Here is a 5,613-nt window from a genome sequence, read left to right as displayed (position 1 = left end):
AGCCGCGTCGCCTCCTGGCGGATCGGCAGGAACGTCACCTCGTCGAGGTTGCCGTTGCGCTTGTCGCCGCGGCCCCACCACTCCCCGTTCGCCTTCAGCACCACGCGCACGTCCGGCTCGTAGCGATCGAGCCGGAACGGCCCGGTGCCGTTGGCATTGCGCACCGCGAAGGTCTCCTGCTTGCCGTTGAAGTCCTGCGCGCGCTCGATGCCGTGCCTGCTGGCCCAGGCCTTGCTCATGATGCCGATGAACGGCAGCTTCTCGGGAAACACCGCGTCGGGCGAACTCAACACGAAATCGACCGCCAGCGCGTCGACCTTGCGGACCTCGGCCACGGCCCCAAGCTGGAAGGCGCGCTGCGACGGCGGCTGGCGCGCCCGGTCGATCGAGAAGATCACGTCGTCGGCGCTCATCGGCGTGCCGTCGTGGAAGACCACGCCGGGCCGCAGCCGGAAGCGCCAGGTGCGGTCGTTCAGCGCCTGCCATGACAGCGCGAGCGCCGGCTCGAGCCGGAACTGCTCGTCGCGCCCGACCAGCGACTCGTACACCTGCGTGATGACCCGCGAGTGGTACAGCAGCGCGAGCGCATGCGGGTCCATCGTCTGCGGATCGAAACCGCTGGCCACCCGCAGGCTGGCCCCCGACGCCGCCACCGCGGCGCAGGCCATCCACGCACCGACGAGCGCCGTGCGCCAGCGCCACATGTTCCGCCCCATGAGCCTTCCCCCGCAGTTGGATGCCTGGATGATCGCAAAGACAGGCCCGAATCTGGGTTACAACTGCAGAACATGCAACACCTGCTGAACCTGCTCGCCGCCATCTCTCTGCTCGTCTGGGGCACGCACATCGTGCGGGTCGGCATGCTGCGGGTGTTCGGCGAGAACCTGCGGGCCGTGATTTCTCGCAGCGTGCGCAACCGCCTCGGCGCGCTGCTGGCCGGCATCGGCGTCACCGCGCTGGTGCAGTCGAGCACCGCCACCAGCCTGATCGTCACCTCGTTCGTCGGCAAGGGCCTGATGGACACCGGCGCCGCGCTGGCCGTGATGCTGGGCGCCGACATCGGCACCGCGCTGATGTCGGTGCTGCTGTCGTTCGACCTGTCGTGGATCTCGCCGCTGCTGATCTTCGCCGGCGTCGTGATGTTTCTCTCGCAGGAAGATCGCAGCATCGGCCGGGTCGGCCGCGTCGTGATCGGGCTCGGGCTGATCACGCTCGCGCTGCAGTTGATCGTCGCCGCCACCGAGCCGCTGACGCGCTCGCCCGCGGTGCGCGCGATGCTGGTCAGCCTGCCCAACGACGTGATGCTCGAGATCACCATCGGCGCGCTGCTGGCCGTCGTCTCGTACTCCAGCCTCGCCACCGTGCTGCTGGTCGCGATGCTCGCCAACGCCGGCTTGCTGCCGACACCGGTGGCGCTCGGGCTGGTGCTGGGCGCCAACCTCGGCACCGGCGCGCTGCCGCTGCTGGCCACCGCGCGCGGCTCGGTGCAGTCGCGCCGCATGCCGTTCGGCAACTTCCTGTTCAAGCTGGCCGGCTGCCTCGCGATGGTGCCGCTGCTGCCGCAGGCCCACATCCTGCTGCAGGACTACGTGCCCACCGTGCTGCAGCAGGTGGTGGTCTTCCACCTCGCGTTCAACGTCGCGCGCTCGGTGCTCTTCATCCCGTTCACGCCGCTGGTCGGGCGCCTGCTCGATCGCTACCTGCCGCAGCCGCGCGCGCTCGGCACCGACCGGCCGCGCCACCTCGACCCGCTGGCGCTGAGCTCGCCGTCGGTGGCGATCGCCTGCGCGGCGCGCGAGGCGCTGCACCAGGCCGACGTGGTCGAGACGATGCTGCGCGGCATCCTGCCGGTGATCCGCTACAACGACCTGGCGCTCGCCGAGCAGCTGCGCAAGATGGACGACGTGGTCGACGAGCTGTACTCGGCGATCAAGTTCTACCTGACGCAGATCTCGCGGGCGGCGCTGTCCGAGCGCGAGAGCCGGCGCTGGACCGACATCGTCTCGTTCACGATCAACATGGAGCAGATCGGCGACATCATCGAGCGCGTGCTGCAGGACATCGAGGACAAGAAGGTGCGCAAGAACCGCAGCTTCTCCGACGCCGGCATGGCCGAGATCGTGCACCTGCACGAGCGGCTGATGGCCAACCTGCGGCTGGGCATGAGCGTCTTCCTCGACGGCCACGTGCGCGACGCGAAGCGGCTGCTCGAAGAGAAGGCGCGTTTCCGCGACCTGGAGCATGAATACGCCGCCAGCCACATCGCGCGGCTGCAGGAGAACACGGCGCAGAGCATCGAGACCAGTTCGCTGCACATCGACCTGATCAGCGACCTGAAGCGCATCAACTCGCACATCTGCTCGATCGCCTACCCGATCCTCGAATCGGCCGGCGCGCTGTCGCAGACGCGCATCCGGCATTCGCAGCTGTCAGCGCTGTCTTCGGACGAATCCTAGAAATACTGGTGCCGGCGCAGCCAGTGCGCATGCACCAGGGCGGCCTCGAGCGTGAACACGCCGGCCTTCACGCTCTCCAGCAGCTGCTCGGCCGGCACGCAGTCGAACCCCTCGACCTCGCCGTCCTGGTTGTCGGGGTCCAGGTCCGGCAGCAGCTCGCCCTCGAACATCTCGATGCGCTCGACCATGTAGCCGTGCACGTCGACCGGGCGGCGCACCAGCTGGTGGCCGAGCGCGCGCACGTTGCGCATCGTCGCCACCTCCAGCCCGGCTTCCTCCCAGGTCTCGCGGTGCAGGGCGGACGCGACGGTCTCGCTCGCCGACAGCATCCCGCCCGACAGCGTGTCCCACTGGCCGGGGTCGGTCGCCTTGTCGAACGCGCGCTGCTGCACCCAGACGCGGCCATCGCCGGTGTGGCCCACCAGGTGCACCGCGACGGTGGCAATGCCCAGCGGGCGCACCGCGGCGCGCTCGATCAGCGCCTGCCGCTCGCCGTGTTCGTTCGCCACCACCAGCAGCTCGTTGCGCCAGGCACCGGCCAGCTGATGCTCGTGCAGCCAGTGGGCAATCACTGCCAGCGCCGCGTCGGGCGGGCCTTCGACCTGCCAGCCGCCGGCGCGCGGGCGCATCGGCAGGTCGGCTTCGACCATGTGGCGGGCGAGCAGCGGCTCGATCGAGCCGATCACCGCATCGGTGGCCTGCAGCCACAGCCGCTCGCGCAGCAGCAGCGGGGGCTGGTCGGCCAGGGTGTTCAGGTGGTGCAGCCAGTCGGGAATGTCATCCATCGTGGCCGTGATGGTATCGGCTCCCGGCGCCTCAGGCCGAGAACAGCCGCCAGCGCGCGGTGATCGCCTTCAGCCCCTGCAGGATGCCGCTGGCCATCGGCGTGTCGAGCCCGGGCAGGCGCATCGTGCGGTGCAGTGCGACATGGCGTGCGTCGTCCAGGCAGCGATGGTGCTCCTTCATCGCCGCCGTCACCGCCAGGCTCAGCGCCGCCGGCCGGATCGGCTTGCTGGCAAAGCGGAAGATGCGGGCCTGGTTGATCAGGCGCACGACCTCGTCCGCATCGGTGTGGTGCGTCAGCATCACGGTGATCAGCGCCGGGAAGTGGGTCTTCAGCGTATGCAGCAGCTGGCCGGTGTCGGTGCCGCCGACGCGCGATTCGCACACCATCACGCCGATGTGGTGGCGCGCCAGCAATTGCAGCGCGCCAGCGACGGTGTCGGCACAGTGCACCGCGAACTGGGTGCCCAGCGCCTCGCGGATCAGCGCGCCGTCGGCTTCGTTGTCGTCGAGCAGCAGCACGCCCGCAACGGGCCGCGACGCGGCGCGCGCCGCCGAGCCCGGCGGCGTGACGATCGGGGCCGGCCGCGACTGCATCTGGCCGATCTCGGCCGCCTCGGCGAGGGTCACGCGGAACGCGTCCTGGTCCCAGGGCTTGGCGACATAGCGAAAGATCTGGCCCTCGTTGACCGAGCCGAGGATGGCCGACTGGTCGGCATAGCCGGTCAACAGCACGCGCACCGTGCCCGGCCACGCCTGGCCCACCTTGGCGAGCAGCTGCACGCCCGTCATGCCGGGCATGCGCTGGTCGCTGACGATCACGTCGATGCGTTCACGATTCAGGATCTCCAGCGCCTGCGCGCCGCCCGATGCCGTGAAGACCTCGTAGGTGCTGCGGAACATCACCCGCAGCAGGTTGATGATGCGTTCCTCGTCGTCGACGAACAGGATGCGGGCTTTCTGCGGGGCTGTCACGTGGCGGGCTCCGTCGGGTGGGATGGGTGGGGTCAGGCCGCCAGCGGCAGCGGTTCGCCGGACTTGCCGGGTTCACGCGGGCGCAGCGGCAGCAGGATCGAGAACACGGTGCCGACACCGGGCTCGGTGTCGACGAGGATCTTGCCGCCGTGCTCCTGGACGATCTTGAACGAGATCGACAGGCCCATGCCGGTGCCCTTGCCGATCGGCTTGGTCGTGTAGAACGGGTCGAAGATCTTCGGCAGCACGTTCGCCGGGATGCCGCTGCCGTTGTCCTGGATCTCGATGCGCACCATGTCGTCGCCCTCGCGCGCGGTGCGCAGCGTGATCACGCCGGGTTCCGGGCGATCCACGGGCATCGCGTGCACCGCGTTCGTGATGATGTTCAGGAACACCTGGTTGATCTGCGACGGCGAACACTGGATCTTCGGCAGGTCGAAGGCCAGCTCGCGGCGGATCTCGACGGTGTTCTTCAGCAGGTTGCGCGCCAGCAGCAGCGTGCTCTCCAGGCCTTCATGCACCGCGAACTCGCTGACCTTCGCGCGGTCGAGCCGGCTGAAGTTCTTCAGGTTGGTGACGATCTCGGAGATCTGCTCGATGCCGTGGATGCCGTCGGCCAGCAGCTGGCCCATCTCGTCCATCACGTGGCTGCCGGCGACCTCCTTCGTGGACTTGTCGAACTCGTGGGCCAGCGTCTGCAGCCGGGCGCGGTCGCGCTGCTCGTTCGGCAGGTGCAGCATCTGCGCGAACTGCACGCTGTTGGCCGCGAGCTGGGCCACCGGCGCGACCTGCTCGCGCAGCACCTCGAACGTGCCCTTCACGTAGGCGAGCGGCGTGTTGATCTCGTGCGCGATGCCCGCCACCATCTGCCCGAGGGCGGACATCTTCTCGGATTGCACCAGGTGCACCTGCGATTCCTTCAGCTCGGCATGGCTGCGCGTCAGCGCCTGGTTCACGCGGGCGAGCATCCGGTAGCTGGCGATCAGCCGCCACGCGAGCCAGCCCAGCGCGACCAGCAGCACYGCCGAGTACGCCACCAGCACCCAGCGCCAGGTCTGCTGCGAGACCAGCAGCTTCTCGTGCTCCAGGGCATGCATGTCGGCCAGCTCGTCGAGTGCGCGCGCGGTCGGCAGCACGGCGAGCTGCTTCAGGATCTTGTCCCCCACCTGCTGCTGGCGCAGCACGGTCTCGGCATGGGCCGAGAAGCCCGCCACGCGCTGGGCCGCTTCGGCCGGCAGCGACCTGGCAAGCTCGCGCAGGCGGGCAATGCTGGCGTCGACCCGCTCGACATGGACGACCTCCGGCGTGTTGACATAGACGAGCGTGTCGACCAGCACGCGGTCGACCGCCGCCGCCAGCCCGTCGCGGGCCCCCGCCGGCCCGGCGAGCAGCACTTCGG

General features: G+C 69.3%; 5 protein-coding genes. 1 reads left to right on the top strand and 4 read right to left on the bottom strand.

Going from position 1 to position 5,613, the window contains the following annotated elements:
* Positions 1 to 704 (bottom strand): ABC transporter substrate-binding protein (locus tag AC1D01_RS18485; RefSeq protein ID WP_477868803.1); only part of this gene is annotated, 704 nt, incomplete at its 3' end.
* An 84-nt stretch (positions 705 to 788) separates the two neighbouring features.
* On the opposite strand from AC1D01_RS18485, the gene AC1D01_RS18480 reads away from it, so the two are divergent.
* Positions 789 to 2,456 (top strand): Na/Pi cotransporter family protein, encoded by a 1,668-nt coding sequence (locus AC1D01_RS18480; protein WP_477868801.1) that lies wholly within the window; start codon positions 789 to 791, stop codon positions 2,454 to 2,456.
* On the opposite strand, the gene AC1D01_RS18475 is transcribed toward AC1D01_RS18480, so the two are convergent.
* The 3 genes from AC1D01_RS18475 to AC1D01_RS18465 form a co-directional block, all read right to left on the bottom strand.
* The gene (locus AC1D01_RS18475) at positions 2,453 to 3,241 is read right to left on the bottom strand and encodes an NUDIX hydrolase (protein ID WP_477868799.1); all 789 of its coding nucleotides are present in this window, start codon (positions 3,239 to 3,241) and stop codon (positions 2,453 to 2,455) included. The genes AC1D01_RS18480 and AC1D01_RS18475 overlap by 4 nt on opposite strands.
* 31 nt (positions 3,242 to 3,272) lie before the next feature.
* Positions 3,273 to 4,214: a response regulator gene (locus AC1D01_RS18470; protein WP_477868797.1), complete on the bottom strand. Its 942-nt coding sequence runs from the start codon at positions 4,212 to 4,214 to the stop codon at positions 3,273 to 3,275.
* 32 nt (positions 4,215 to 4,246) lie between these two features.
* Positions 4,247 to 5,613 (bottom strand): sensor histidine kinase (locus AC1D01_RS18465; protein WP_477868795.1); only part of this gene is annotated, 1,367 nt, incomplete at its 5' end.

The sequence above is a fragment of the Rhizobacter sp. P3_B12 genome, assembly GCF_056402895.1.
The sequence above is the reverse complement of the archived record's forward strand: the minus strand, read 5'-3'. Positions and strand labels throughout refer to the sequence as shown.

Bases quoted from the DNA above. Each gene is read 5' to 3' on its own strand.
- AC1D01_RS18480 (WP_477868801.1), top strand. From the start codon at position 789: ATGCAACACCTGCTGAACCTGCTCGCCGCCATCTCTCTGCTCGTCTGG.
- AC1D01_RS18475 (WP_477868799.1), bottom strand. From the start codon at position 3,241: ATGGATGACATTCCCGACTGGCTGCACCACCTGAACACCCTGGCCGAC.